This is a genomic window from Planococcus sp. VCh962, assembly GCF_057748275.1.
The window spans coordinates 313,323-338,918 of record NZ_JBYLHS010000002.1 but is presented as its reverse complement, the minus strand read 5'-3'; the positions used below and the strand labels follow the sequence as shown (position 1 = coordinate 338,918).

The 25,596-nt window shown below is 45.8% G+C and carries 24 protein-coding genes; 16 read left to right on the top strand and 8 right to left on the bottom strand.

What is annotated here, in order from left to right; genetic code table 11:
• Positions 1-13: 13 nt before the first annotated feature.
• The gene (locus AC3AQ9_RS09020) at positions 14-865 is read left to right on the top strand and encodes a GNAT family N-acetyltransferase (protein WP_488307133.1); all 852 of its coding nucleotides are present in this window, start codon (positions 14-16) and stop codon (positions 863-865) included.
• Between the two features lie 42 nt (positions 866-907).
• Here AC3AQ9_RS09020 and AC3AQ9_RS09015 read toward each other — a convergent pair whose 3' ends face one another.
• Positions 908-1,417, bottom strand: a complete 510-nt coding sequence (locus AC3AQ9_RS09015; protein WP_488307132.1) for a YusW family protein — start codon at positions 1,415-1,417, stop codon at positions 908-910.
• Between the two features lie 148 nt (positions 1,418-1,565).
• Here AC3AQ9_RS09015 and kynA point away from each other — a divergent pair, with 148 nt between their 5' ends.
• Entirely contained in the window at positions 1,566-2,420 is an 855-nt protein-coding gene (gene kynA, locus AC3AQ9_RS09010; protein ID WP_488307131.1) for a tryptophan 2,3-dioxygenase, read from the top strand.
• 11 nt (positions 2,421-2,431) lie between these two features.
• A complete protein-coding gene (locus AC3AQ9_RS09005) occupies positions 2,432-3,145 on the top strand; it encodes a glycerophosphodiester phosphodiesterase (RefSeq protein WP_488307130.1) in 714 nt (237 codons plus the stop codon).
• Positions 3,146-3,393: 248 nt separating this feature from the next.
• On the opposite strand, the gene AC3AQ9_RS09000 is transcribed toward AC3AQ9_RS09005, so the two are convergent.
• From AC3AQ9_RS09000 to AC3AQ9_RS08990, 3 genes are all read right to left on the bottom strand, one after another.
• Positions 3,394-4,413 (bottom strand): DUF2804 domain-containing protein, encoded by a 1,020-nt coding sequence (locus tag AC3AQ9_RS09000; RefSeq protein WP_488307129.1) that lies wholly within the window; start codon positions 4,411-4,413, stop codon positions 3,394-3,396.
• A gap of 140 nt (positions 4,414-4,553) precedes the next feature.
• A complete protein-coding gene (locus AC3AQ9_RS08995; protein WP_488307128.1) occupies positions 4,554-5,408 on the bottom strand; it encodes a DegV family protein in 855 nt (284 codons plus the stop codon).
• 130 nt (positions 5,409-5,538) lie between these two features.
• Positions 5,539-6,105 carry a glycerol-3-phosphate acyltransferase gene (locus AC3AQ9_RS08990; RefSeq protein WP_488307127.1) on the bottom strand — a complete coding sequence of 189 codons (567 nt, stop codon included), beginning with the start codon at positions 6,103-6,105 and terminating at the stop codon, positions 5,539-5,541.
• A 164-nt stretch (positions 6,106-6,269) separates the two neighbouring features.
• Here AC3AQ9_RS08990 and AC3AQ9_RS08985 point away from each other — a divergent pair, with 164 nt between their 5' ends.
• Positions 6,270-7,148, top strand: a complete 879-nt coding sequence (locus AC3AQ9_RS08985) for an SDR family oxidoreductase (protein WP_488307126.1) — start codon at positions 6,270-6,272, stop codon at positions 7,146-7,148.
• 259 nt (positions 7,149-7,407) lie between these two features.
• Here AC3AQ9_RS08985 and AC3AQ9_RS08980 read toward each other — a convergent pair whose 3' ends face one another.
• Entirely contained in the window at positions 7,408-8,784 is a 1,377-nt protein-coding gene (locus AC3AQ9_RS08980; RefSeq protein WP_488307125.1) for a dipeptidase, read from the bottom strand.
• 147 nt (positions 8,785-8,931) lie between these two features.
• Between AC3AQ9_RS08980 and AC3AQ9_RS08975 the strand changes: the two genes are divergently transcribed.
• From AC3AQ9_RS08975 to AC3AQ9_RS08965, 3 genes are all read left to right on the top strand, one after another.
• Positions 8,932-10,185 (top strand): hemolysin family protein, encoded by a 1,254-nt coding sequence (locus AC3AQ9_RS08975; RefSeq protein ID WP_488307124.1) that lies wholly within the window; start codon positions 8,932-8,934, stop codon positions 10,183-10,185.
• 222 nt (positions 10,186-10,407) lie between these two features.
• Positions 10,408-10,944, top strand: coding sequence for an RNA polymerase sigma factor (locus AC3AQ9_RS08970; protein ID WP_488307123.1), 537 nt, complete (start codon positions 10,408-10,410; stop codon positions 10,942-10,944).
• A gap of 108 nt (positions 10,945-11,052) precedes the next feature.
• Entirely contained in the window at positions 11,053-12,507 is a 1,455-nt protein-coding gene (locus AC3AQ9_RS08965) for a phospholipase D family protein (RefSeq protein WP_488307122.1), read from the top strand.
• Positions 12,508-12,549: 42 nt separating this feature from the next.
• Here the strand turns inward: AC3AQ9_RS08965 and AC3AQ9_RS08960 are convergent, their stop codons facing one another.
• Positions 12,550-14,112 (bottom strand): ABC-F family ATP-binding cassette domain-containing protein, encoded by a 1,563-nt coding sequence (locus AC3AQ9_RS08960; RefSeq protein WP_488307121.1) that lies wholly within the window; start codon positions 14,110-14,112, stop codon positions 12,550-12,552.
• A 302-nt stretch (positions 14,113-14,414) separates the two neighbouring features.
• Entirely contained in the window at positions 14,415-14,624 is a 210-nt protein-coding gene (locus AC3AQ9_RS08955; RefSeq protein ID WP_488307120.1) for an SE1832 family protein, read from the bottom strand.
• 168 nt (positions 14,625-14,792) lie between these two features.
• On the opposite strand from AC3AQ9_RS08955, the gene AC3AQ9_RS08950 reads away from it, so the two are divergent.
• Entirely contained in the window at positions 14,793-16,610 is a 1,818-nt protein-coding gene (locus tag AC3AQ9_RS08950; RefSeq protein ID WP_488307119.1) for a cation:proton antiporter, read from the top strand.
• A 163-nt stretch (positions 16,611-16,773) separates the two neighbouring features.
• Complete coding sequence (locus AC3AQ9_RS08945) at positions 16,774-17,337, top strand: NADPH-dependent FMN reductase (protein ID WP_488307118.1); 564 nt, start codon at positions 16,774-16,776, stop codon at positions 17,335-17,337.
• 121 nt (positions 17,338-17,458) lie between these two features.
• Here AC3AQ9_RS08945 and AC3AQ9_RS08940 read toward each other — a convergent pair whose 3' ends face one another.
• Positions 17,459-18,433 carry a nuclease-related domain-containing protein gene (locus AC3AQ9_RS08940; protein WP_488307117.1) on the bottom strand — a complete coding sequence of 325 codons (975 nt, stop codon included), beginning with the start codon at positions 18,431-18,433 and terminating at the stop codon, positions 17,459-17,461.
• 222 nt (positions 18,434-18,655) lie between these two features.
• Here AC3AQ9_RS08940 and AC3AQ9_RS08935 point away from each other — a divergent pair, with 222 nt between their 5' ends.
• The 7 genes from AC3AQ9_RS08935 (at position 18,656) to AC3AQ9_RS08905 (ending at position 25,570) form a co-directional block, all read left to right on the top strand.
• A complete protein-coding gene (locus AC3AQ9_RS08935; protein WP_488307116.1) occupies positions 18,656-20,830 on the top strand; it encodes a DNA topoisomerase 3 in 2,175 nt (724 codons plus the stop codon).
• Positions 20,831-20,886: 56 nt separating this feature from the next.
• Complete coding sequence (ybaK, locus tag AC3AQ9_RS08930) at positions 20,887-21,372, top strand: Cys-tRNA(Pro) deacylase (RefSeq protein WP_488307115.1); 486 nt, start codon at positions 20,887-20,889, stop codon at positions 21,370-21,372.
• Between the two features lie 120 nt (positions 21,373-21,492).
• The gene (locus tag AC3AQ9_RS08925; protein ID WP_488307114.1) at positions 21,493-22,134 is read left to right on the top strand and encodes a YczE/YyaS/YitT family protein; all 642 of its coding nucleotides are present in this window, start codon (positions 21,493-21,495) and stop codon (positions 22,132-22,134) included.
• 101 nt (positions 22,135-22,235) lie between these two features.
• Positions 22,236-22,874, top strand: a complete 639-nt coding sequence (locus tag AC3AQ9_RS08920) for a class I SAM-dependent DNA methyltransferase (protein ID WP_488307113.1) — start codon at positions 22,236-22,238, stop codon at positions 22,872-22,874.
• Positions 22,875-23,018: 144 nt separating this feature from the next.
• Positions 23,019-23,492, top strand: a complete 474-nt coding sequence (locus tag AC3AQ9_RS08915; protein ID WP_488307112.1) for an S-ribosylhomocysteine lyase — start codon at positions 23,019-23,021, stop codon at positions 23,490-23,492.
• Between the two features lie 11 nt (positions 23,493-23,503).
• Entirely contained in the window at positions 23,504-24,424 is a 921-nt protein-coding gene (locus AC3AQ9_RS08910) for a PLP-dependent cysteine synthase family protein (RefSeq protein WP_488307111.1), read from the top strand.
• A 12-nt stretch (positions 24,425-24,436) separates the two neighbouring features.
• Positions 24,437-25,570, top strand: coding sequence for a bifunctional cystathionine gamma-lyase/homocysteine desulfhydrase (locus AC3AQ9_RS08905; RefSeq protein WP_488307110.1), 1,134 nt, complete (start codon positions 24,437-24,439; stop codon positions 25,568-25,570).
• Positions 25,571-25,596: the final 26 nt, after the last annotated feature.

The window sequence follows — 25,596 nt, the reverse complement described above, 5'->3', positions numbered from 1 at the left end:
AGGATGGTGGAAAATGAATATCTCTCTATCAATTGAGTCATTTCCGCTGAATTCAGAAACCATAAAAGACATGAAAGACTTTTTAGCTTTATTTCAGGAAGATTACAGTATAGTGCTGCAGGAGCCGCTCTGGGGAAGTGCAGATGCCAGAGGTTTTGCCGTAGTTGCCTATACGGATGAAGGGCAGTTGATAGGGTTTGCAACTTCCGTTGATATTGTCGGCCTCCATCATTACGAATGGTCGGCGATTGTCCATCCGGATTACCGGAGGCAAACTATTGGATCTGCGCTTGCTGATGGCATTCATCACGGACATGTGCAGCGGGAAGCTGAAGAGGAATTGGCGGCTTTTATTGAAGAGCCGGGAGCTGCTGAATTTCTTAAAAGTTTAGGCTATGAAGCTGCTTTCAAAGAAATCCTGTTAGGGGTAAAGGCTTTGGAAGAGCTGGATTTGCCGGACGGCTTAACGGTCGCGCCTTTTGACGGAGAACGTGAAGAGCTGGAGTCGCTGCTGCGGGCAGCTTTTGATGAAGATGTGATTCCGGTGATTGCCCATAATCTGGAGGAAGCGGGAAGAGACGTCTGGGTCATGAAGAAAGATGGGCATCTGGTGGCAACTGCTACACTGATTGCGGAAGAAGATGCTCTATGGGTGACGGCTTTTGCGGTGCATCCTGAGCAGCAAGGGAAAGGCTATGGACAGGCTTTTCTATCCTGGAGCCGCAATTTGGCATTTGTAGAAGGCAAACAACAAGTGCTGCTCGATGTGGAAACGGATAACCACGCACTCCGGGTTTATGAAAAAGCTGGTTTTGAACCTGTCAGTACAGTGGCATACTGGAGAAAAACCACGGCTGCTGAATAGAAAAAACCATCCGCTTCTGCGGATGGCCGTGTATGAAGGAAATCAACTTCCTGTTCCTTTAAATTCTTTTTCAGTGCCGTCAGAAAAACGGACTTCGATTTCAATGTTATTGTAGCCCGCTTCAATGCCGAATGCCCCCACCACTTGTTTAATGGCTTCATCATCAGCTGTATCCGGGGATAAGTCCAGTTGCTGGAAAGCCGGTTCGATTTCATCCATTGCATCATTCCCGGATAAATCCTGGTTTTCTAATTTGTTCTCGTAGTTGGCTTCTATATTGTCACGGTCTTCTTCATAGCTGATATCGATGGCATCGTCCTGATCGGGATAATCGACATCGACACTGAATTCAGTAAAGCCGAATGTGTCGCCGCCGATGCTTTCTTCATCCGTACCGCCTCCAGGTGAAGCGTCACCGGAACCAGGTGCTGGATCAGTTTGGGATTCATTTCCAACCGGTTCGTTTACTTCGTCGCTTTCTCCGCAAGCCGATAAGGCCAAGGCAGAAGAAAGCAGCAATGCCGTCAGTACAGACGTTTTTTTCTGGGTCATGGAAGTCATCCTTTCACATTAGGTTAGTTAACGACAGTATTCCCGATTTCCTTAATTTTAATCGCTGAGAAAAGCAATTGAAGGTATTTCAGAATAGTGCGTTTTGAGATGAGCAGAGGAAAAGGCGAGCTGGGACGGAGCAACTTACATGTCAGATTATACAAATGGGCAAAATATTGCCGCGTCTTCCGAAAAAGGAATTCATACAGACTTTCAAAAAAGCATGACTTACGGAGAATATTTGCACCTTGATCAACTATTATCGGCCCAGAACGGTTTGAGCGAACAACACGATGAAACTTTGTTCATCATTATTCATCAAGTATCCGAACTGTGGATGAAACTCATTTTGCATGAACTGAACTCAGCAATCACGCATGTTAACCAAGACCATTTGCAGCCTGCCTTTAAACAATTGGCAAGGGTATCAAGAATTCAGTCTCAAATTATTCAGGCTTGGGATGTCCTGGCTACCATGACTCCTGCCGATTACCTGAAGTTCCGGGATGCTTTGGGGAATGCCAGCGGATTTCAATCTTATCAATACCGCATGATTGAGTTCGCTTTAGGGTATAAAACAAAACATGTACTGAAAATTTACGAAAAAGAGCCAGCGCTGCATAAAGAGCTTCTTTTAGCATTCAATAAACCCGGCCTTTACGATGCCGCTATTCAAAAGCTTGCAAGAAGCGGATTCTATATCGAGGCTGACATACTTAATCGGGACGTTACAACGGTTTACGAATCAAGTACTAGCGTAAAAGAGGCATGGAAAAAAGTTTACCAGAATACAGATGAATACTGGGAGTTGTATCAGCTGGCAGAAAAACTGGTGGACATTGAAGATTGGCTGCAGCAATGGCGGTTCCGCCATATGAAAACCGTGGAACGCATTATCGGCTTTCGGCAGGGAACAGGCGGCTCTTCGGGTGTCCATTATTTGAAAAAAGTGCTGGATCAGTATTTCTTCCCGGAACTTTGGGAACTGCGGACAGATATTTAGGAGGGCAAGTCATGAAGATTTATGCGCACAGAGGATGCTCAGGCACCTATCCGGAAAACACATTGGCTGCGTTTCAAGCAGCTGCAACATTGCCGATTGACGGCATCGAAATAGATGTTCAATTGACCAAGGATGGAAAAATGGTGGTCATCCATGATGAAAAAATCAATAGGACGACGAATGGCAAAGGATATGTAAAAGATATGACGCTTGAGGAATTGCAGACATATGACTGCGGATCCTGGTTTTCTGAGGAATGGAGCGGGGAACGCATTCCAACGCTGGACGAAGTGTTGGAAATTTTTCAGGAAACCGAACACATTTTGAATGTTGAAATCAAGTCAGACATATTCCCGTATGTGGGATTAGTGGACAAAGTAATCAACCTGGCTACTAGAAGAGGCCTTCTCGATCGCATGATCATTTCTTCTTTCAATCACGAAGACGTTCAGAAAGTCTGCCATGAAACCGATGCGAAATCGGCTATTATCACGTCTCAAATCTATGTGGACATCTACGATTACGCACGCGTTATCGGCACAAAGAGACTGCACATCTCATTGCCTTCCGCCTTCCGGAAAATGACTACAGAAGCACTTCGGAAAGGGTCTATTGTTTATGTATGGACGGTAAATAGCTTGGAGTACGCACAAGAACTGAAGAAGATCGGCATCCACGGGATTTTTACCGATTATCCCGAACGGATGCTGAAAGAGCTTAAGTAAAGTGAAGGCGCCATTTACAGAGACTGTCGAGAAGCTCTCGCCAGTCTTTGTCATTTGCCCCAGAAGGACGCTTGGCATTCGCCGTGGCTGAATGCATATGCTCCTGCGCAAGCTCATCTCAAAACCATCGTCCGAAGTAGCTTTGGCCAGTGGCTTCGTTGCCGTTTGGCGGAATATCGGTTAATTGATGACGATTAAAAGTTTATTACTTTCTGAACAACTAAAAAAGAGGCGCATTTTGCGCCTCTTTACCATTTTGCATAATGTTCTTCAACTGCTCCGAGCATTTGAAGGATTTTTAGTTTTTTGCCATCGGGATAACGGACATAGCCATTATAATAGCCAAAAAGTTGATGGACTTCAGATTTCATCAGTTTGATGTCCGTTTTAGAAATACGTTCAAAAAAAGGTGTGAAAGTCAGTTTCACATCATCGGAGAATTTGGTATGAATCAGCCATGGTTCCTTATAATTTTCCCGATTATAGTGAAACAGAACATCTTCATGGATTTTTGTCATTTTCCCGTTGACGAAAAACGCATTTTCCGTCATGCCAGTGCCGTCCGTCCACTTGCCCCCCAAATTCAATCCAATCAATTTCCCCAACGAACGCTGCGAAGCCACTGCCCAATTCCAGGAAGATTCGCGCGGCCAAACCCCTCTGCCATAATCCAACACTGCAAAACTGTCTTCCGGTTCAAAGTCGAAGCGTTGGCTGCCGATTTTCACAAATCCCGAAGTGGGGAGGGAAAGATGCTTGCCGGTAAACTGAAAGGTCTGCCGATTCCAGGGAATGACGACATTGAGTGAGTCATAGGCTTCAGGATGCTGGATTTCCAAAGATGCATGAAGAGGTTCCCCGTCAAAATCATCTATATTAACCACCAGCTGTGTCGTGTTCTCCTTATGGCTAAGTTGAATATTCATGTCGCCATGACGAAAATGGCAAGTGCCAAGCACTTCATCCGACAGTTTTAATTGGCGTGAAAAAGGCACTACTAACGTCTTTTCATGAAATCGCTGTGTTTCATAATTTAAAAAGTAGACAAAACAGACGGTCGCATAATCCAAATGGCTAATGGTGGCCGAAAACATGATTTCTTCACCAAAAACGCACCAATAATTCCACTTTTTCTTTCGCATAAAATTGCCCCGCAGGTTACTGATAACGATGGGCTGGCGTGCATATCCGATGGCTCCCGGATTTAATTGGCCTTTTGCATCACAAAGCATTACGTGTTCTGTAAGTTCCCGTTCTACATGTTGCATTAAATCCACCTCGCTCGTCATTCTACTTCCATTGTAGCAGAACAACCAGGTAATAACCGTGAAAAAGTAAAGGAGAAGGTACGAAAGGAGGTGTTAACCATGGCCGATCTGTGTGAAAATGCCTTGTGCTAAACTAAGCCTTATTGAACAGGTTTTCTCCACATTAATGCCAGTGTCCCTTCACCCGCATGGACAGCAAGCGAAGAACTGAGGTCGCCGATTACCACGCGGGCTTGCGGATTGATTTTCAAGACTTCTTGTTTCACATTCTCGGCTTCCGCATGAATATTGCCGTGCATAATCTGGAAAGTGTCTATTTTGAACTGTTCATGGTCCGCCTTGGCATGGTCAATCAAATACTGTACGGCTTTTTTATGGGACCGTACTTTGTCAATCGGCACCAATTCACCTTCTGCGCTCAGCTGGACAATCGGCTTCACTTTCAAGAGACTGCCTAAATAGTATTGGGCACCGCTCATCCGGCCGCCTTTGTACAATTGCGACAAGTTTCCGATCAGAATATAATTACGGAAGTTTTGCGTTTCCTGCTCCAGACGTCCAGCGATTTCTTCAGCACCCATTCCTTGTTCTGCCAATGCCAGTCCGCGTTCCAATAAGCCGCTCAATCCATAAGACAAGGCGAGTGAGTCGATGGCGTATACTTTAAAGCCAGCCATATCGGCTCCGGCAACAGAAGAGGCAATCGTGCCGCTAAGTTTGGCGGATGCATGAACGGCAATCGCACATTCGTATTCTTCTTGGAGTTTTTCATATAACTCTGCAAACTTGCCAGCAGATGGCTGAGAAGTTTTCGGAAACTCTGAAGCATTTTTTATGCGCTCGTACAGCTGCGTATTGGTCAAATCGACTCCATCTACGAACTCTTCCGAGCCGAAATGGATATTAAGCGGCACAATATAGACATCGGGGTGAGCTTTAAATTCTTCTGTTACAAATCCAGTGGTATCCATGACCCAAGCAATTGGTTTTTTCATTTATAAACATCCCATCATTAAATATTTTGAATAATTAAACTATAACATGAATATTTAGCAGCGAATAGCCAAAAAACAGCAGCTATAGACAATCTGCTCACTTGCTTAAAAAGATAAGTTTACCTTTAAATCACGGTTTAGCAAAACGTTTTTCAAAGGATTCGCGCAAATCGCCTTGATGTCTGATGAGAATCAGAATAATGGCAAGAACAATTGGCCATAGGGCAGGCAATTGACCGGTAAGCGAAATTGCAATAATAAATGCCGAAAAACTGGTGAGCATGGTCAGAGTCGCGCTTTTGATGAGCGGGAAGAAAATGGCGAAAACAAAAAACATCACCAGAAAAAATGCCGGGCTGATCAATAGACTTACCCCTATAAAAGTGGCGATGCCTTTGCCGCCGCGCCCTTTCAGCCAGAGCGGGAATAGATGTCCACAAATCACCAAAAGTCCGCCAATGGCAATGACCCAGTGATCAAAATCGCCATAGCGGCCAAGTGCCACAACCAATGCACCTTTTGCTGCATCTCCTAAAAAAGTCAGGACAAAGGCAGCCTTGCCGATTACGGCCCCGGCATTCCGGGCGCCCAGATTGCCGCTGCGCTCTTTTCGCAGGTCGATTCCTTTCCATTTGCCGACCCACCATGCTGTCAATAAATTCCCAATGAGATATGAAGCTATCCAATAAATGACCATGCAGGCCTCCTGAAAAGGTGTCGTTAGTCTTATTTAAACAGTTTAAAGGAGAGAAAGAAAGCCAGCACAACAGGAAACAAAGCGGTTCTTTTTTTTCTATCTATCAATTGAGAGTTGATTCAGCGCGCAGCGGGTATAGCAAGAGGAAAAAAGGAGTGGGTCTGATGGAAGATTTGACGCGCGAAAAATACTTGGCTCATGGCATTCCCCCTCAATCCCAATCACGCAAGCCGGGTTTGGAAAAGGGGATGGATCCGCCGCCTGTTTTTGATTTGGAGAGCCGCCGGGGAAGCGGCAAGCTGACTGATAAGGTGGCAGTTGTTACGGGAGGGGACAGCGGCATCGGCAAGGCAGCAGCGATCGGCTTTGCTAAAGAAGGGGCCCACCTTGCAATTGTCTATTTGGATGAGCATCTAGATGCGGAGACGACGAAGCATCTGATTGAAGAGCAAGGTGTGCGCTGTTCACTGCACGCAGGAGATATCGGGGATGAAGCCTTTTGCTGGAAAGTCATCGAGGACATAATCGAAATCCATGGAAAAATTGATGTCTTGGTCAATAATGCTGCTTGGGCAAACAGACAGGAAAGCATTCTGGACATTTCAGCTGAACAATTGCAGAAAACATTTGCGACGAATGTATTTTCGATGTTTTATTTGACCAAAGCGGTCTTGCCGCATTTACAGGCCGGCAGTACCATTATCAACACTTCTTCCATCGATGCGTATGCCGGTCAGACCGGGCAAGTGGATTATTCAACGACAAAAGGGGCAATTGTAGCATTCACTCGGGCGATGGCGCTGGAGCTCGCAAAGGATGGGGTTCGGGTCAACGGCATTGCTCCCGGCCCTATCTGGACTCCGCTCGTTGCTTCCAGCCATTCAGAGGAGGAAGTCGCCAAATTTGGAACTTCCACACCGCTTGGCCGCCCGGGCCAGCCGGTGGACTTAGCAGGCAGCTTTGTACTGCTGGCTTCTGCCGACTCAGCTTACATGACCGGGCAGTTTTTGCATATTAATGGCGGGTCCTATATATCTACTTAAATCTTCAACTGCAGTTCATAAATAAAGGCGGGTATAGAAAAAAAGGCCGTCCCTGATTCGGGACGGCCTTTTTTCTTGCTTAATAAAGTATAAGCTTCTTAGCTTGTGAATAGTCTATAGATTAGGTATTTCATTGGCCAGACTCCAACGCCCAGCCTCTCGAGCCGCTTCAGCCCGACCGCCAATGGCAGAAAACGCCATTACCGGCAGGGCTTCCAGCGCTTGTCGAGACTAGACGGGCGCTTGCGCTTTTCTTTGGTTATTTCAAATCTGCTGCTTCAAACAGGTAATCGCTGATAACGCGAAGGCCTTTGTCGAAGTTTTCGAGGTGGAAATGTTCGTTTGGTGCATGGAAGTTCTCGGAAGACAGACCAAAGCCCATCAAAACGACCGGCAAGCCAAGAACTTGATCAAAGACAGCGACAATTGGAACCGATCCGCCCATGCGGGTAAAAGCGGTTTTAACATTATAGACTTTTTCATAAGAGCGTCCTGCAGCCTGGATAGCCGGATGGTCATATGGTGTCAGGAACGGCTGGCCTTTATCAAAATCAGTGATTGTTACCGTAACGCCTTTTGGTTTGTGTGCTTCAACGTGAGCCCGCAGCTTCGCGACAATATCGTCAGGATCCTGATTGGGCACGAGGCGGCACGTGATTTTAGCGCTTGCTTCAGCAGGCAGGACCGTTTTGATGCCCTCACCGGAAAAGCCGCCGGTGATGCCATTGATTTCAAGAGTCGGGCGAATCCAGGTGCGTTCGATGAAGGAATAGCCTTTCTCGCCGAAATCTTCCGTGATTCCTAGATCTTGTTTTTCTTGTTCAAGATCGAATTCCAAAGCAGCAAATTCCGCACGCTCTTCGTCAGATACTTCCAAGACATCTTCATAGAAACCTTCCACTTGAATGACGCCTTCTTTGTCGCGGAAAGACTGCAGGATTTCAATAATGGCATGCAGCGGGTTTTGGACAGCGCCGCCGTAAAGCCCAGAATGCAAATCGCCTTTAGGTCCCTTGACATCAATTTGGATGCCTGCAAGGCCGCGAAGGCCGTAACATACCGCTGGACGGCCAGGGCCCTGCATGCCGGTATCGGAAATGACAATCAAGTCAGCTTTCAATTGTTCTTTATTTTGTTCTACGTATTTAGGGAGTGTCGGGCTGCCGATTTCTTCTTCGCCTTCAACGATAAATTTGATATTCACCGGAAGTTCACCGTTCAATTTCAGCAAAGCTTCGACCGCTTTAACGTGCATGAACGTTTGCCCTTTATCATCACTCGCACCGCGCGCATAAAGTTTATTGTCGCGGACATGCGGATCGAAAGGAGGCGTTTCCCACAAATTCAGCGGATCAACCGGCTGGACGTCGTAATGGCCATAAACCAGCACAGTCGGCTTGCCTTCAGCGTGAAGCCAGTCAGCATAGACCACTGGATGACCTTCAGTTTCCAGAACTTCCGCATTTTCCAGGCCAGCTTTTTGCATGGCATTTCTCAGCCACTCTGCGCCTTTTCGGACATCTTCTTTATGCTCCGATAACGAGCTGATGGAAGGGATTCGCAAAAATGCTTTTAGTTCTTCCAGGTGTTCTTCCCGATGATCTTTGAAATACTGGTCTATCACTTGTGCATTCATTTTATCCCTCAATTCCTTATTTTATAATTATGGAAAAATTATAACATAAGAGCTGGGGTTTTCGACATTTGGATTTTTGCTGTGGTATAATCTTTGATACGGAAAGAGCTCGTAAAATCTGTGTTTTATACACTGGAGGAACCGAATTTGTTTATCGCATTAGGAATCTGTTTATTCATGTCGTTCTTCTTCTCGGGAAGCGAAACGGCGTTAACTGCTGTGAATAGGATGAAGGTCCATCTTCGCGCGGAACAAGGCGATGCGAAATCGCTGCGGGTACGGAAGTTAATCGCGAAGCCGGACCGAATGATTACGACAATCCTAATTGGAAATAACATAGTGAATATCCTGATGCCGACATTAGTGACAACAATTGCACTTACAAGAGGCTGGGAAGTGGGATTGGCAACGGCCATTTTGACAGTAATCATCATCATCTTCGGTGAAGTCCTGCCAAAAACGATTGCTGCTACATTTGCTGACCGAATCGTTTACGTGGTGGCGCCTGCCATCAGTTTTTTTGTCATTATTTTTAAACCGCTTACATGGCTGCTGTCGAAATTTACGAATATCTTTATTCGCATCATTTCAAAAGGAACCGTGAAAGAAGCTACCTTGACCAAAGAAGAGCTGCGGTCGATGGTGGACATTGCATCCACTGAAGGGACATTTGCAGAGGAAGAATCGGAACGGATTAAAGGTGTTCTTGATTTTCCCAATAAGGATGTGTCTGACGTCATGTCAACGCACCGTACCGATACGGTAGGCATTGCAATCGATTCCACTTACGAGGAAGTCCGGGATTTGATCCTGGCCTCTTCTTATACACGTTATCCGGTTTACGAAGAAAGCTTGGATAATATTGTTGGCTTGTTTTATTCGAAAAAATTGATTGAGTGGTCGATGAACCCTAATTTGACGATTGCTGAACTGATGGACGACAATCCGCTTTTTGTTGTGCAGTCAGTAAGTGTCGAGAAAGTCTTCAAAATGATGATGTCCAAGAAAAAGCATATGGCTGTCATTCTGGATGAATACGGTGGCACGCTCGGTATTGTTACCCACGAAGATATTATTGAGGAAATGATCGGCCAGGAGATTGAAGATGAAACGGACGTTGAAGACGATGAGCTGGTCTTCGAAATTACCGAAACCCACTTGTCTTGCCATGGCCGCCTGGAAATTGAAGACGTCAATGATATATTTGATGTGGAAGTTCCGAATGACCATGACACGATTGCTGGATTTGTCATGCAGCAGCTTGGCCATGTACCGGATGAAGGCGAAGAGTTTACATATGAAAACCTTCATGTCAAAATCAACGAAATGGACCGCAACCGGATTATCCGATTGACCATCACCAAGCTTACTGATAAAGAATTAATGGCAAACCCTGTTTAAAGCAGGGTTTTTCTTTTTGTCTTCTTTTCTTATTATCCAGCTTCGGGGACTAGCTCCTTGCTTCGCTTCAGGCTAAGTCTTCCAGCTCTTGTGGAGATACATTAGCGCTTCCGGTACCCTAAATTACAACTTTGTAAGGTTTATGAAAGTGAATCCGATAGAGCGTAAGCTTCGGATGAGGCACAATAAGCTTAACAAGAAAAACGGACGGGGGCACTTTTCATGGAAAGTTTATATACAGAATACAACCGATACATTTATCATTTATGCTTAAAATTGACTCGCAATAAAGCTGAAGCGGAAGACTTGATGCAAGAAGTTTGGTTAAAAGTTGTGCGTTATGAGTCATCGATTCAAAAAGTGGATCATTTGAAGGCATGGTTGACAACCATCTGCATGAACACTTTCCGTGACCGGTACCGCAAAAATGTACGCCGCAGCAAGCACGTAATGCACCAGCCGGAAGGTTTGGATGTTTCGCTTCTTGATCTGATTCCTTCTGATGAAGCGGGAGCCGAAGAAATTTTGGAGCAGCAAGATGTTTCTATCATGATTCGCCACAAAATTTTAGAACTCGATTCCATTTACCGCACAACCATCATGTATTTCTATGTTCACCAATTGTCGTTGATTGAAATTGCGGAAGCGATGAAAGTATCAATTGGAACGGTGAAATCACGTTTGTTCCGAGGCAAACAACGATTAAAAGACATGTTGTTGGAAGATGCCCGCACGCGTGAGTATGTGCAGACAGCTTAATATCGAACTGCCAGCCAGCTGAATCTTTCAGCTGGTTTTTTATTCCATAAAAATAATAAATTTCTTTTCATTTCTTCTTGCTATAATGAGAGCGAGGGGGAAGGTTTTATGAAGAGAAAGAAGTTCCAAGGGTGGAGCAAACGAAAGAGGATTGTCAGAGGAATAGCAGGGATTCTGGCTTTATCATACATAGCAGTTATTGTCTGGCATACATACAAACCATTGCCTCCGGGCATTTCCTATGCTGGAGCTGAACATAGCGTGGAAAATATAGATATGCTTTATGACCTTTCCTATGCCCAAGATAAGAAAGGGACGGAAAAGGAATATGAACTGCAGATTTTTAAAAAAATATACGACATGATCGACCAGGCAGAAGAATTTATTGTGTTGGATTTATTTTTGTTTGACAATTACAACGACCAAAAAATAGCTTTTCCTGCTGTAGCGGAATTGCTGACGGATCATTTATTGAAGAAAAAGCAGGAAAATCCTGAAATGCCCATTTATTTCATAACCGACCCATTAAACACAGGCTACGGCTCTTATGGAAGCCAGCTGCTCAGCACTTTGGAAGATGCGGGAGTCGAAATCATCTTCACCGATCTGGATCAATTGCGGGACTCGACTCCTCTTTACTCGGGATTTTATCGTGTGTTATTCCAATGGTTTGATACCGATAGCCAAGGGTGGATAGCGAACGGCATGTCAAGCGACGCCCCTAAACTGTCAATCGCATCGTACCTTGAAATGATGAATATAAAAGCCAATCATCGTAAAACGGTCGTCACTGAAAAGGAAGCCATCGTCAGTTCCGCTAATCCGCATAATGCCAGTGGGCTTCATGGGAATATGGCCTTTACAGTAAGCGGACCGATTATAAACGACATACTTGAATCAGAAGAAGCGGTGTCCAAGTTCTCGGGTGGACCGAAGTTGCCAAGGATAAAGGCGGCCGAGCAAGAAGGCGAGTATGAAGCTCAATATTTGACGGAGCGGCAAATCTTCCATTCGCTATTGAAGGATATTGAGAAAGCGCAGAAAGGCGACAGCATCTGGCTGGCGATGTTTTATATTGCCGAGAGTGATATAGTGGATGCGCTGAAAAAAGCGGCAAACCGGGGAGTGGAAGTCCGGATGATTCTCGATCCGAACGAGAACGCTTTCGGCACGGAGAAAACGGGGCTGCCGAACCGTCCTGTTGTCAATGAAATGTATGAAGAGGCGAATGAAAACCTGAAAGTCCGCTGGTATAATACCGTGGTCGGACAATTCCATACAAAATCCATCATGATCAAGACAGCAGAAGAAACCATTGTACTGGGAGGTTCTGCGAATTACACGGAGCGTACGCTGGATAATTATAATCTGGAAGCGGATATCCGGATTGTGGCACCGAACGACAGCGAGCTGGTCGGGGAATTGGATGATTATTTCAATCGCCTGTGGACGAATGAAGACGCCCTTTATACCTTGGAAGTTGAAGAATTCCAGGATGGATTTTCATTCTGGCAGCGCGGAGTATATGGTTTCCAGAAGATCTTCAAATTGACAACTTACTAAAAAACGGCCTCTCCTTAAAAGGAGAGGCCGTTCTGTATTTTCTTATAAAGATTGTTTGCCGGCGTTGATCCATTCTTCAACATTCCACACTTTTGTCGCCAAACCTTCATAGAACTCAGGTTCGTGGCTGACAAGGACAATCGTGCCTTTATAGGCTTGCATCGCGCGCTTCAATTCCGCTTTTGCATCGATATCCAAGTGGTTTGTCGGTTCATCGAAAATCAGCCAATTGCTTTCTTCCATCATCAATTTACATAAGCGGACTTTGGCTTGTTCGCCACCACTCAATTGCGTCATGGAACGGGAGATGTGTTCATTCTTCAATCCAGTTCGTGCAAGGGCACCCCGTACCTGGCCTTGATCCAAGCTTGGATAAGCGGACCAGATTTCATCAAGCGGAGTATGGCTAGGCGCTTTGGTTTCCTGTTCAAAATAACTCGGTGTCAAATATTCTCCGAGCAGCACATCGCCGTCCAAAGGTTTGACTTTGCCAAGCATTGTTTTCAACAGAGTCGATTTCCCGACGCCATTCATACCGACAAGTGCGATTTTCTCGCCGCGTTCGATCATGAATGTGAGAGGTGGAAGAAGCGGCTTGTCGTAGCCGATAGTCAAAGCTTCGGCTTCTACTACATAGCGGCTAGGGCTGCGTGTTTCTTTAAAAGAGAATTGCGGTTTTGCCGCTACTTCCGGTCTTTCAATGCGATCCATGCGGTCCAATTGTTTCTGACGCGATTTCGCACGGCCAGTTGTGGACGCCCGCGCTTTGTTTTTCGCGATGAATGTCTCGGTTTTCTTAATCATCTCAGCTTGCCGTTCGTAAGCGTCCAAATGCTGCTGTTTCGCAAGCTCGGCAAGTTCGATGAACTTTTCATAAGTCGCTGTATAACGGGACAAACGAGAAAATTCCAAGTGGAAAATGACACCGGTCACACTGCTCATGAATTCCGTATCATGCGAAATCAACAGGAACGCATGCGGGTAGTTTTTCAAGTAGTTGACGAGCCATTGGATATGCTCTTCGTCCAGATAGTTGGTCGGCTCATCGAGCAAAAGGACTTTCGGTTTCTCCAAAAGCAATTTGGCAAGAAGCAGCTTGGTCCGCTGTCCGCCTGACAGCGCTTCTACAGGGCGTTCCAGGCCGATGGCATCAAGTCCGAGACCGCGTGCAATCTCTTCGATTTTCACATCAAGCGTGTAAAAGTCACCTGCATCCAGTGCATCCTGTACTTCAGCCATTTCTTCAAGCAGTTCTTCAAGGCGGTCAGGATCCGCTTCACCCATTTGCATCGCGATATCATTCAATTCTTCTTCTTTTTTGTATAGTGGAAGGAAGGCATCCTGAAGTGTTTCACGGATCGTCCGTCCAGGCGTCAATTGCGTATGCTGGTCCAAATAGCCGTAATGTGTTTTTGGCTGCCATTCTACCCGGCCGGAATCGTACATGATTTTTCCTGTCAAAATATTCATCAATGTGGATTTGCCGACGCCGTTAGCTCCAACAAGGCCCACATGTTCACCTTCAACTAATCGGAACGACACATCATTGAAAAGTGTGCGGTCTCCGAAAGTATGGCTTAAATTCTCTACTGTTAATAAACTCATTTATTGTATTCCTCCATATTTTTAAAAAGTGTAAGTGCTAAGAAAAGCGGAAGCGGCGGTTCAGGTTCGGCGGGCATAAGACGAACCGGCGAAGTGGCGTTCTTTGCCACACAGCTGGGTTGGCTTATGACCCGAGAACCTCGCCGCTGCAGCTGGACACAAGAAAAGCGGAAGCGGCGGTTCAGCTCCGGCAAGACAGAAGCGTCTTTAGGGCGAGGTGCCGAAAGTTAGACTATAAGAAAAGTGTAGGGTCCTTGAGGGGGATATGAGGCAAAGGCGAAACGCCAAAAAAAAATCGCGGTTTACAGTTCCGCGAGTTTTTTATTCAATTCCGCGAGGCGCTGTTCCATTTTTTCCAAGCGTTCTTCCGCTTGTTCCACCATACGGGCATGCCCAGTCGTTTCCAGCTTTTCAATATCACCTTGCTGTCGCGTATAATCACTTTTCAATTCAGTAATTTCATACTCAAGCTCTTGTCGATTCACTGCATTCACCCTTATATTTTTTTTCATTGTACCATATAATACACAATTTTAAATCCCTAACGGCTTAGTTGTTGCTTTTCACATCGGCGGTAAAACCTCTATAATGGTCAAGGATGTTTTAACTAGAGAAAAAAACTTGATTTAACTATCAAAAAAAGGAGGCAATATCTCATTGATTCTATCTTATTCGGTTTGATGCTGATTTTTTTCCTTGGAGTTTTATCGCAATGGATTGCTTGGCGGCTGCAGCTGCCTGCCATTGTCCTTATGTCGATTTCCGGGCTGCTTGTAGGTCCCATATTCGGCATCATTTCTCCATCGGAAAGGTTCGGTGAATTATTCAGCCCAATCATTTCATTGGCTGTGGCCATTATTTTATTTGAAGGAAGCTTAAATTTAAATTTTAAAGAAGTAAAAAACTTCAGCAAGCCGCTATGGCGCATTGCTACGTGGGGGGCGCTTATCGCCTGGATTGCGGGATCGCTCGCTGCTCACTATATGGCCGGTCTTTCACTCGCCGTTTCGTTTGTTATCGGCGGCTTATTCATTGTTACCGGACCGACAGTGATTCTGCCGATGCTGCGGCAGGCAAAATTAAAACCTCGCCCGGCAGCGATTTTGAAATGGGAAGGCATTGTCGTCGATCCTTTCGGTGCATTGCTGGCATTATTCGCTTTTCAATTTGTTTTATTCGCAATGGGGGAAGAATCCGCATCGGCGTTCGGCTTGTTCTTTTTAGCCTCATTGTTTTCAGTGCTCCTTGGTCTTGTTGCCGGCTGGGGGATGGGCAGGATGTTCGAAAAAGGGCAAGTGCCTGAATTCCTCAAGTCGCCGATGGTATTTGCAGTTGTGCTGCTGGTATTTGCTGTTTCAGATACCGTTATGCCCCAAACAGGATTGCTTGCCGTTACGTCAATGGGCATCATGATGGCGAATATGAACATCACCTCCATCAATGAAATGCGCCATTTCAAAGAAAATATTTCGGTGCTGTTAATCTCGAGCATTTTCGTTATGCTGACGGCATCGTTGAGCTTGGACATATTGATTGGAATCTTTAATCCTCGGATTATCGCCTTTGTCCTGGCGATGCTCTTTATCGTCCGCCCTTTGTCTATCTGGCTTTCAACAATCGGCACGGATTTATCGTTCCAGGAAAAGTTGTTGGTCGGCTGGATTGCACCGCGTGGAATTGTGGCGCTGACAGTCTCCGGCTACTTTGCCGCGACATTGTTGGACGCAGGATTCGAAGACGCGGAATTATTGACGGCGCTGACGTTTGCATTGGTCTTCTCAACCGTCGTGGCACATGGATTTTCCATCGGCTGGCTCGGGAGGAAGCTGGGGCTTGTTTCCTCCGTTGAACCCGGAATACTGATTGTTGGGAGCAGCCGGTTCACTGTAAAACTTGGTAAAATGCTGCACGATATGAATAAGAACGTTTTGATTGTGGACTCGGCGTGGGGCAGCCTGCGATTGGCCCGCGAGGAAGGAGTGCCAAATTTCAACGGAGAAATCCTATCGGAACATACCGAGTACGAAAAAGATTTAACGCCTTATGAAACGATGATTGTAGCGAGTGAGAACGATTCGTATAATTCACTGGTTACCAGTAATTTCGTGCCGAAACTGGGGCGTATGCATTTATTCCAAACTGCTATCCATATAGGAAATCCGAAAGATTTCCATGCTTCGCTTAGCGGCAAAACCTTATTCGGACCTGAATGGAACATCCATGCACTTGAAGAAAAGGCTGAGGAAGGATACGCCATGCGGAAAACACAGCTGACTGAGCAATTTACTTATGAAAAATTCCGTGAGAAGTCAGTGGAAGGCACCATTCCTTTATTCATTGAGCGGGCCCAAGGAAAGATTGAATTCTTTACCGCTGAAAACGGGGCGGAACCGAAAACAGGAGATACAATTGTCAGCTTTTCACCGCCGGCCCATCAGGAAATCCGCACGCAAGAGAAATTGGAAATCAGCCGGATTAAAAGCGGAATTCAGCCTTAAGAATGAAATCTGACTTGACTAAGCGTATCAATGCGTATTATGAATCAGACTTTGCTATGATAAAGTAAATCAGCTTTGAAAGGCTCTGTTGAGTTTTTTAAAGTGGAGCATTCAGGGGCAGCAGAACTGTCCGGCAGATACGCATTCAAGGAGGATTTGTCTTATGAAGATTTTATTAGTGGATGGGACCATCATTGGCTCGAAGACCGGTGTGATTCTGGAGCAAGTGCAAACATATATCAAAGATTTCAATCCGGAGATGGAGCTGGTCATTTTGAACTTGGCTGACTATGACCATCAGTTCGTTGACGGCCGGCCACTTGGCGAATACAACGACGATATGCGGGAAATCGTTCGCCGCTTTGAAAACGCAGACGGTTACATCATCGCCTCGCCGATTTTCCAAGGCTCGATTCCGGGAGTATTGAAAAATACATTCGATATGCTGCACCCTCGGACGATGCGTTATAAGCCGGTGTCAATCGTGGCAAACGGCGGCACGTATCAGCATCATCTGGTCATCGAAAATCAGCTGAAGCCGATACTTGATTACTTCCGCTGCCTCGTAACGCCGAACTATGTATACACGCACACGAGTCATTTTGATGACAACAATACCATCATTAATGAAGATGTTCACGATCGCTTGCGCGAATTGGCACGCGTTTTCGTCGAATATGCCGAAATGAGCAAGCATTTATCAAAGGAAACGATCGATAATCCTTGATTGGCAGAAGAAAAACCTCCCGCGGGAGGTTTTTTTGTATGGTTTGAACCGATTGGTGGTGAAAAATAAAAATACTGTCCGGGAATGAACAAATACTGTCCGCGTTTATTAGAATACTGTCCTAACTCGATATAATACTGTCCGCAATCAAAAAATCCTCCGGAATAAGGTATACTCGGTCTTTGAAACTTCCTTCAAAAGCCATCTTTGAAGCAACCAAAAGTTTAGAGGCAACGGATACAGAAGAAATTCCTGTAAATGTGCGAAATTCTCGATTTGAAATCGTTGAGCCGAATAAAAATCGATACTGTTTTAATGCTGTTAAATGTGCTTGTGGATCTGAAAAAAGGCAAGTGCCGCAAAACCATTTTTTTCGCTTATAAAACATCTTCTCTCTTTCGCATTTTGAGCATAGAACTCCAGTCAATAAATCGCTTGGCAATATTAATGGAGGCAGCGGTTTTATTGAGTGGAGTTTCGTGAGTTGACTTGAGAATTTCTTGGTTAATGCTTTTGAAAGAATTTCCCTTGGATATTCTTTCAGCAATCGATCCATCAAAAATGGCAACCCTGATGAATGAATCATGATGCGTTCTCCAGCCTTCGATTGAATGACCGCAGATGGATAGGTAAAAACGATGGCACCGATAACAGGCAGCTTTAATTTCCTCACGGCTAGAAATTGCTCCAGCCATTTTTCATGGCGCCGCACTTGGTCATCGGGATTCCGCATGCCGTCAATGCTGCCATCTTTATTTGTCCTGGAAAATTGCCGAGTCAGCGCATCAAAATGAAGCAGACCGGAAATGCTTTTGATTTCAAGGATTAAAATGAAATGGCTGGTTAAAAGTAGGGTATCGATCTGATGAGAGGAATGCTGTTTTTGAATAAATAAATCATGGATAAAATAATGGGGGATGGGGATATCGATTTCGTGCCAAAGGGAATCAATTCGTTGTTCGCCGTGATAGCCGGCGCTGATTCGGCGAAGTTTTTCTGTCCAATGGGGGAACTGGATATGGGTAGCAGGAAGCCTCTTGAGCAAACTTTCGAGCTGAAAGAGTTCGGGCGGGGCCTGACGGTGTTTAAGTATCAATCTATCATCTCCTTTCTTCATTTGAATATAGCTTACAGAAGTAAAGGCAGCAAGTAGAAATTGGAAACAGGCCGGTTACTGTCCAAGCGCCGAGGTTTACTGTCCACACAGCATAAAATACTGTCCAAACTCAGGAAATACTGTCCGCAAATCGCCAAACACTTCCCAAACCCCGTGAAAAGCCAGCAAAACCGGAAGATGCTATAATATACGCTATACGAAATGAGGGTGAATAAATTGAAATCAGTAGTACTAGCAGAAAAGCCATCCGTAGCACGCGATATTGCACGCGTACTGGGATGTTCACAAAAAGGCAATGGATTTTTGGAAGGCAAACAATATGTCGTGACATGGGCGCTCGGCCATTTGGTGACACAGGCGCAGCCGGAACAATACGACAACGACTTTAAAGAATGGAAAATGGAAAATCTGCCGATCATTCCGGATCCATTTAAACTCGTGCCAATCAAACAGTCGATGAAGCAATACAATGCAGTAAAAGCACAATTAAACCGCAGCGATGTCAAAGAAGTGATCATCGCGACCGATGCCGGGCGTGAAGGAGAGCTCGTAGCACGCTGGATCCTTGAAAAAACGAAAACGCGCAAGCCGATCAAGCGTTTGTGGATTTCGTCCGTCACCGATAAAGCGATCAAAGACGGTTTCAACAATCTGAAAGACGGAAAAGCCTACGAGAACTTATTCCAGGCAGCGGTTGCCCGTGCGGAAGCGGACTGGGTGGTCGGCATTAACGCGACCCGTGCGTTGACGGTGAAATACAATGCACAATTATCAACCGGGCGCGTCCAGACGCCGACGCTCGCCATGATTGCTGAACGCGAACAGCAGATCCGTAATTTCCAGCCGAAGCCGTATTACGGCATGGAGGCGATTACGGAACAAGCCGCTTTTACTTGGACTGACGGCAACTCGACGCAGTCGTTCGATAAAGAAAAAATCGACAAGCTGTTCAGCAAACTGGGCAATACCCATGAAGGAACGGTCACGGAAGTGAAAGTCACGCCGAAGAAACAGCCGGCTCCGCCTTTATTCGACTTGACGGAACTTCAAAAAGAAGCGTATAAGCGCTATAGCTGGTCGGCGAAAGAGACGCTCAACACGCTGCAGGGCTTATACGAGCGCTATAAGATCGTGACGTATCCACGGACCGATTCGAAGCATTTGACGTCCGACATGAAAGATACGTTGAAAGACCGCATCAAAGCGGTGCAAGTTGGGCCTTACCGGGCACTTGCAGCGACCATCCTGAAAACGCCGGTGGCTCCGCAAAAAGGCGTGGTCGATGACAATAAAGTCAGCGATCACCATGCCATCATCCCGACGGAAGAAACGCCGCAGCTTCATAACTTGTCGGATAAAGAGCATAAATTATACGACATGATCGTCAAGCGGTTCCTGGCTGTCTTTTATCCGATGTACGAATACGACCAGACAACGGTGAAAATCACGGCAGGCGGAGAAACCTTCCAGACAAAAGGCAATACGATTCGCAATGAAGGCTGGAAACGCGTCTACAATGACGACGAAGAAGACGGCGATACGACATTGCCGCCATTTGAAAAAGGGCAGAAGCTCCATATAAAAGGAATTGCCCTGACAGACGGCAAGACCAAGCCGCCAGCTTTCTTCAATGAAGGGACGCTTCTTGGGGCGATGGAAAATCCATCGCAATTCATGGCCGGCGAATCGAAAGAGTTGATCCAGACGCTTGGCGAAACAGGCGGGCTTGGAACGGTGGCAACGCGAGGCGATATCATCGATAAATTGTTCAATACCTTCCTCATCGAGAAGAAAGGCAAAGATTTGACGATTACGTCGAAAGGACGCCAATTGCTCGAACTTGTTCCGGAAGATTTGAAATCGCCGAAATTGACAGCGAGCTGGGAGCAGCAATTGACGAAAATCGCCAAAGGCCAGCTGAAAAAAGAGCAGTTCATGAAAGAGATGATCGCTTTCGCACAGAAGTCAGTATCGGACATCAAGAAAAGCGACAAGAAATTCAAGCACGACAACGTTACCGGCAAAACATGCCCGGATTGCGGCAAGCCGCTTCTTGAAGTAAACGGCAAACGCGGCAAGATGTACGTCTGCCAGGACCGCGAATGCGGCTATAAAAAGCAAGTGGCGGTGCAGACCAATGCCCGTTGCCCGGTATGCCATAAACGCATGGAAATGCGCGGCGAAGGAGAAGGCAAAATGTTTGCCTGCCAATGCGGCCACCGCGAAAAACTGTCGGCTTTCGAAAAACGACGCAATGCCAGCCAATCAAAAGCGACAAAGAAAGATGTCAATAAATACTTGAAACAGCAGGACGATGTACCTGTGAATACAGCCATGGCAGATGCGCTGAAGAAATTATTGGGGCAGAACGATTAAAATTTGAGCGCCGGCATGATATGCTTGTTGAAAATGGAGCGTATGGGGTGTAGCCTGTGGCAAAGAAAATCGCGAAAACCAATGCAGCGCGCATATTGGAAAAAGAGAAAATTGCGCACGATGTCATGCAATATGATTCCGAAGACGGAAAAATCGATGGTGTATCCGTTGCGGCCAAAATCGGTTTTCCGCCGGAGACGGTCTACAAGACTTTAGTAGCTGTCGGAAACTCAAAGCAAAATTATGTCTTTGTGATTCCAGTAGCGGAAGAGCTGGATTTGAAAGCTGCTGCCAAAGCGGCGGGTGAAAAGAAAATAGAAATGGTGCCCGTAAAGGATATTTTGGGCCTGACCGGTTATATTCGCGGTGGCTGCTCACCGCTTGGCATGAAAAAAGCATTTCCGACCTTTATCGCTGAACAAGCGAAATCGTTGGATGAAATCATCGTCTCTGCTGGAAAAATTGGCATGCAAATAAAACTGGCGCCTGATGACTTGATTCAAGCGACTGGCGGCCGCTATGCAGCTGTAGCGATTAAATGACAAAGAAAAACGAATAATCAGTAGGTGTTTTAACTCTCTGACCGTTCAAGTGAGATGAAAACCATCCGTTCCTTGGAATGGATGGCTTTTTATTAATACATAACAGAAAGAAGGATGGGAATGGGACGCGCTTTTTTTTATCGCTGGCTGTTTTTTATTAGTGGACTTATCGTATTGGCGTTGGGCTTTACCATGATCATTAAAGCCGACAAACTCGGCATCAGCCCTTGGGATGTGCTGAATGTCGGTCTGTTCAAAAATTTCGGCTTCAGCATCGGCACGTGGGCGATTGTTGTCGGCCTAGCGGTTATCGTTTCCACAATGCTGTTCACACGGAAGTTCCCGCAAATCGGCACATTCTTGAACATGCTGCTGATCGGAATTTTTATCGATATCTTCAACTGGGTGATCCCAGATATTGAAACGCTGGCGGGGCAAATCTTGATTTTTCTTGTCGGAATCACCATTTCGGGGTATGGCGTCGGCCTTTATGTGTCTCCAAGAATCGGCGCAGGCCCGCGTGACAGCTTGATGCTGATCCTTGTCGAAAAGACCGGCCTCAGCATCACAGTCGTCCGCGCAGGTATTGAAATCACGGTCGCCTTTATCGGTTGGCTGCTTGGTGGGCCAGTAGGAGTTGGAACCGTCGCCGTTGCCTTATTGACAGGCAGGATTGTACAAGTTTCATTGCCTCAATTTGAAAGACTGTTAAAGAGAATTATTAATAAAAAAGATAATGTGCCCCCCGTCCTGAAAATTTAATAGGCGTTTCAGAAAGTTGAAACGCCTTCTTTAATATGTTATAAATAAAACCAAGTAAGGCTATTGGTTTTATAAAAATAGGCAATCAAAGGGGAATTTATATGGGACGCGAGTTCGTAGAAATATTTGATGAGTGGGTTCATACTTACGACGATTCCGTTTATGGAAAAGATAAAGAATATGAAGATGTTTTCGTGAAATACGATGAAATATTGCAGGCGGTTGCCGATTTGTCCATCAGTCCGGTAGTGGAATTCGGAGTAGGAACCGGAAACTTGACAGAGAAATTGCTGGCACGCGGGCTTGACGTAACAGGAATTGAACCAAATCAGGCAATGCGCGAAGTAACAGCTAAAAAATTAGTCGATTTAAAATTGATGGACGGGGATTTTCAGCAATTTGATGATAAAATTAATGCGAAGACCTTTGTCAGCACCTATGCTTTCCATCATCTGACGGATGAAGAAAAAGCCCAGGCTTTCCAGCTGTATGCGAAAAAGCTTCCAGAGGGCGGCAAAGTGGTATTTGCGGATACAGTATTTGAATCGCTTGAAGCAAAACAGCAGAAAATTGAATTCGAAGCGTCACGCGGGTATGTTAACCTTGTGGAAGATTTAAACCGCGAATACTACACGACGCTGCCGGCAATGAAAGAGTTGATCGAAGCAGCAGGCTTTTCAGTTGAGTTCACTCAGTTGAACGGGTATGTTTGGTTAATAGACGCTACTAAGAAAGATTGAAGCGCCTATCTCAGCTCCGACAGGCGTAAGACGATTTGGCGAAGCGGCGTTTTTGCCATCGCAGGCCAACCTGAAGCGTCTCGAGGAGCTAGGCGTCGAGACTGGACACAAAGAAAAACACTAATTTATAAGGAGACGATACGCATGAAAAAGATGAATGTAGAAAGCTTCAACTTGGACCATACAAAAGTGGTAGCTCCATATGTACGTTTAGCAGGGGAAAAAACAGGCGTTAACGGCGATACACTTCGTAAATACGACATCCGTTTCAAACAGCCGAACAAAGAACATATGGATATGCCAGGACTTCATTCTCTTGAGCATATGATGGCGGAGCATAGCCGCAACCATTCAGATAAAATCGTGGACATTGGCCCAATGGGCTGCCAGACAGGATTCTATCTATCAGTAATCAACCACGATGATTACGAAGACATTTTGCGTATTTTGGAAAACACATTAAAAGATGTCATTGCGGCGGACGAAGTACCGGCTTGCAACGAAGTGCAATGCGGATGGGCAGCAAGCCACAGCTTGGAAGGCGCAAAAGAATTGGCGCGTGAAATGCTGGCGAAAAAAGACGAGTGGCGCCAAGTATTTGCGGAAGAAACTGTTTAAGGAGAATGGGCATGAAATTTGCAACCGAAATCCAGCAGTTGATTGGCAATACACCATTATTGGAGTTAACACATATCGATATTCCCAACAATTGCCGGATCTTTGCTAAGTTAGAATTCTTTAATCCAGGCGGCAGCGTCAAAGACCGCCTGGGTGTTTCTTTGATAGAAGATGCGGAAAGCCGGGGAGTGTTAAAACCGGGAGGAACGATGATTGAACCGACTGCCGGCAATACCGGAATCGGTTTGGCGCTTGCGGCAATCGGCAAAGGTTATAAGGTGAAGTTTGTGGTACCGGAAAAGTTCAGCCAGGAAAAACAGACGCTGATGCGTGCGCTTGGCGCGGAAGTGATCAATACACCGACTGAACTTGGCATGAAAGGCGCTATTGCGAAAGCCAATGAATTGGCTGAGCAGCTTGATGCTTTTTCACCGTCCCAGTTCTCAAATCCGGCCAATCCGGAAACCTATGTCCGGACGCTCGGACCGGAACTGTGGGAAGCGCTGGACGGCAAGATCGATGTCTTCGTAGCCGGAGCAGGGTCAGGTGGTACGTTTGCCGGAACTTCACGCTTTTTAAAATCCAAAAATGCAGACATCAAAACAGTCATTGTGGAACCGGAAGGCTCGATTATCAATGGCGGCAAATCAGGTCCGCATTTGACGGAAGGCATCGGCATGGAATTTTTGCCGGATTATATGGATCGTTCCCATTTTGAATCCATTCATACCATTTTGGATAAAGAAGCATTTGAAGCTTTGAGAGAGTTGGCAAAACGGGAAGGCCTGCTTGTCGGAAGTTCATCCGGCGCGGCATTTGTCGCGGCGATGAGAGAAGCGGAAACTGCAAAAACGGGAAGCCATATCGTGACGATTTTTGCTGATTCAAGTGAACGCTATATGAGCCAGGACATTTACGGAAGAACATTTTAGGAGGATCAATTCATGAAACCGAAAACTAGATTAATCCATGGTGGAATTTTTGGAGATGAAGCAACTGGAGCGGTCTCCACACCAATTTACCAAGTAAGTACGTATAAACAGGAAGCTGTTGGGAAATTTAAAGGCTATGAATATTCACGCACTGGAAATCCGACACGCCATGCATTGGAAGAATTGATTGCTGACGTTGAATATGGACACGCGGGCTTTGCTTTCGGTTCAGGAATGGCAGCCATTTCATCAGTTATGATGCTATTCTCGGCTGGAGATCATATTATTTTAACTGACGATGTTTACGGTGGTACATACCGCGTTGTCAATAAAGTTTTGAACCGCTTCGGATTGGAGTTCACGTTTGTTGACACAGGCGATTTAGCAGCGGTTGAGGCAGCTGTGAAAGAAAACACAAAAGCGATTTTCATTGAAACTCCAACGAATCCGCTATTGAAAGTAACAGATATCGAACAAATCTCAGCTTTCGCAAAATCAAGAAACCTGATGACGATTGTCGATAATACGTTCATGACGCCTTACTTGCAAAACCCGATCAAGCTTGGTGCAGACATTGTCTTACACAGTGCCACAAAATACATCGGCGGGCACAGCGACGTCGTAGCTGGGTTAGTGGTAGTAAATTCAGCGGAATTGGCACAGGACCTTCATTTCATTCAAAATTCAATCGGGGCGATTTTAGGGCCACAGGATTCATGGTTATTGATCCGCGGGTTGAAAACGCTTGGTATCCGTATGGAAGAAGCAACTGCCAATGCGCAGAAAATCGCTGAATTCCTGGATCAGCATGAAGCAGTTAACGCTGTGATTTATCCGGGCCTCTCAACGCATACAGGCCACGAGATGATGAAGAAGCAGGCAGCTGGATTTGGCGCGATGATTTCATTTGACGTAGGAAGCAAAGAAAAAGCAGGGGAATTGCTTGCGAAACTGAAGTATTTTACGCTTGCTGAAAGCCTAGGTGCGGTAGAAAGCTTGATTTCTGTACCGGCTCAAATGACTCATGCTTCAATTCCAGTCGAACGCCGTGGAGAGCTTGGCATTTTGGAAGGCTTGGTGCGTATTTCAGTAGGTATTGAAGATGCTGAAGACTTAATCGAAGATTTAACAAATGCATTAAAGTAATAGGAGAAACCGCCTTTTTGGCGGTT

Excerpts from the sequence above, each read along its gene's own strand:
- AC3AQ9_RS09020 (WP_488307133.1), top strand. The coding sequence starts at position 14 with ATGAATATCTCTCTATCAATTGAGTCATTTCCGCTGAATTCAGAAACC.
- AC3AQ9_RS09015 (WP_488307132.1), bottom strand. The coding sequence starts at position 1,417 with ATGACCCAGAAAAAAACGTCTGTACTGACGGCATTGCTGCTTTCTTCT.
- kynA (WP_488307131.1), top strand. The coding sequence starts at position 1,566 with ATGTCAGATTATACAAATGGGCAAAATATTGCCGCGTCTTCCGAAAAA.
- AC3AQ9_RS09005 (WP_488307130.1), top strand. The coding sequence starts at position 2,432 with ATGAAGATTTATGCGCACAGAGGATGCTCAGGCACCTATCCGGAAAAC.
- AC3AQ9_RS09000 (WP_488307129.1), bottom strand. The coding sequence starts at position 4,413 with ATGCAACATGTAGAACGGGAACTTACAGAACACGTAATGCTTTGTGAT.
- AC3AQ9_RS08995 (WP_488307128.1), bottom strand. The coding sequence starts at position 5,408 with ATGAAAAAACCAATTGCTTGGGTCATGGATACCACTGGATTTGTAACA.
- AC3AQ9_RS08990 (WP_488307127.1), bottom strand. The coding sequence starts at position 6,105 with ATGGTCATTTATTGGATAGCTTCATATCTCATTGGGAATTTATTGACA.
- AC3AQ9_RS08985 (WP_488307126.1), top strand. The coding sequence starts at position 6,270 with ATGGAAGATTTGACGCGCGAAAAATACTTGGCTCATGGCATTCCCCCT.
- AC3AQ9_RS08980 (WP_488307125.1), bottom strand. The coding sequence starts at position 8,784 with ATGAATGCACAAGTGATAGACCAGTATTTCAAAGATCATCGGGAAGAA.
- AC3AQ9_RS08970 (WP_488307123.1), top strand. The coding sequence starts at position 10,408 with ATGGAAAGTTTATATACAGAATACAACCGATACATTTATCATTTATGC.
- AC3AQ9_RS08965 (WP_488307122.1), top strand. The coding sequence starts at position 11,053 with ATGAAGAGAAAGAAGTTCCAAGGGTGGAGCAAACGAAAGAGGATTGTC.
- AC3AQ9_RS08960 (WP_488307121.1), bottom strand. The coding sequence starts at position 14,112 with ATGAGTTTATTAACAGTAGAGAATTTAAGCCATACTTTCGGAGACCGC.
- AC3AQ9_RS08955 (WP_488307120.1), bottom strand. The coding sequence starts at position 14,624 with ATGAAAAAAAATATAAGGGTGAATGCAGTGAATCGACAAGAGCTTGAG.
- AC3AQ9_RS08950 (WP_488307119.1), top strand. The coding sequence starts at position 14,793 with ATGCTGATTTTTTTCCTTGGAGTTTTATCGCAATGGATTGCTTGGCGG.
- AC3AQ9_RS08945 (WP_488307118.1), top strand. The coding sequence starts at position 16,774 with ATGAAGATTTTATTAGTGGATGGGACCATCATTGGCTCGAAGACCGGT.
- AC3AQ9_RS08935 (WP_488307116.1), top strand. The coding sequence starts at position 18,656 with ATGAGGGTGAATAAATTGAAATCAGTAGTACTAGCAGAAAAGCCATCC.
- AC3AQ9_RS08925 (WP_488307114.1), top strand. The coding sequence starts at position 21,493 with ATGGGACGCGCTTTTTTTTATCGCTGGCTGTTTTTTATTAGTGGACTT.
- AC3AQ9_RS08920 (WP_488307113.1), top strand. The coding sequence starts at position 22,236 with ATGGGACGCGAGTTCGTAGAAATATTTGATGAGTGGGTTCATACTTAC.
- AC3AQ9_RS08915 (WP_488307112.1), top strand. The coding sequence starts at position 23,019 with ATGAAAAAGATGAATGTAGAAAGCTTCAACTTGGACCATACAAAAGTG.
- AC3AQ9_RS08910 (WP_488307111.1), top strand. The coding sequence starts at position 23,504 with ATGAAATTTGCAACCGAAATCCAGCAGTTGATTGGCAATACACCATTA.
- AC3AQ9_RS08905 (WP_488307110.1), top strand. The coding sequence starts at position 24,437 with ATGAAACCGAAAACTAGATTAATCCATGGTGGAATTTTTGGAGATGAA.